Origin of the sequence: Methanosarcina spelaei, from assembly GCF_002287235.1 — an archaeon.
In the GTDB taxonomy this organism is placed as follows: Archaea; Halobacteriota; Methanosarcinia; order Methanosarcinales; family Methanosarcinaceae; genus Methanosarcina; species Methanosarcina spelaei.
The window spans coordinates 1-1323 of the sequence record NZ_LMVP01000274.1 but is presented as its reverse complement, the minus strand read 5'-3'; the positions used below and the strand labels follow the sequence as shown (position 1 = coordinate 1323).

At 36.6% G+C, this 1323-nt stretch carries 1 protein-coding gene; it reads left to right on the top strand.

Going from position 1 to position 1323, the window contains the following annotated elements; translation table 11 throughout:
- Window positions 1–550: sugar phosphate nucleotidyltransferase (locus tag ASJ81_RS12735; RefSeq protein ID WP_245860122.1), on the top strand; the 550-nt coding region annotated here is incomplete at its 5' end.
- Window positions 551–1323 lie beyond the last annotated feature (773 nt).

The following is a 1323-nucleotide window of genomic DNA, read 5'->3' as shown; positions in this document are numbered from 1 at the left end:
TCACGGGGAAGATATTATTGTGAATGACAAGCCCTGCACTGCCCAGCTCATTGAATATTTTGAAAAGTATGGTAGATCCACACTCGCAGTGGAAGAAGTCCCTTATGAAAAACTGAACAGTTATGGAATTATAAAAGGAAAGGAACTCTCTGACTCTCTCTATATGCTTGAGGATATCGTCGAAAAGCCCTTACCTGAAAATGCTCCTTCAAATTTGGGAGCAATAGGTCGCTATGTTTTCACTCCTGAAATATTTGACTGTATAAAAGAAGCCGGGACAGGGGTAGGAAATGAAATCCAGCTGACTGATGGGATCCGGGTTCTTAACAGGTCTCAGGTTATCTATGCCTGCAGGTTCAAAGGAAAAAGGTTCGATACAGGCGACAGGTTAGGGTACGTAAAATCAATACTGGACTTTGCTCTTGAGAACGAAAACCTCAGGGAAGACGTACTCGAATATCTGAGGGAGATTCTTGAGGCCGCAGAAAGTCCGGAACAGGGAAAAGCTGATATTATAAAAGATCAGTCGGTTGACAGGATCACAACTTGATAGTGGGCTTGAAAGTATGGTAATTTCAGCGAAGGATGGAAAATTAAACGAAGAATTAGAAATTAAATAATGAGATAAAGTTATCCAGGCATTACCTTGAAGTCTTTTCGATTGAGAAAATTTTGAAACTGAGACATTTCCAGTTGATAAACAAAGAAAATAGTAGTGAAATAATCCCAATTACAGGAAAGAAGGAAGGAAAGAGTACATGAGGGGCATTATTCTCACTTACTTTCATGTCATGGTACTTTCATGTGATGGTATTAGAAAAGATCGTGTTGGGGAGAGGGCATCTGAGTAGTTGGGGAGTGGGGAGTTTGGGGGAAAAGTGTTGGCTGAGGTTTACAACAGAAATGGGTTTTTCTCAGATGCCCAATATATAAATATAAAAGAAAACATATAAAAATATGGATATACTGTTAATTATCGTAGATTTTTCACAGTACTTGCGTTTTTAGGAAAGATCTTTTTCATTATACCCACATTGTAAATCTGAATTAAGTTTAAAAACTGTACAAACATTAGACTTGAGAAGTTACATGAATAATAAGAGATAAACATAGAAAATAAAAATTAATGAGTAAAAAGTAAAAAGCAAAAAGTAAAAAATTAAAAGATCCAAATTAAATGGATTTTGTTCATAGAGTAGCAATTAAAGCGCTTGTAATTATAAAATAAATAGTAACTATTCACAGGGTATAGTTAGCGGCGCTCCTTTGAGCGCCGCGAGAATACCCTCTAAAACAGGTAAACCATTCTTTCTTATTGTGGAA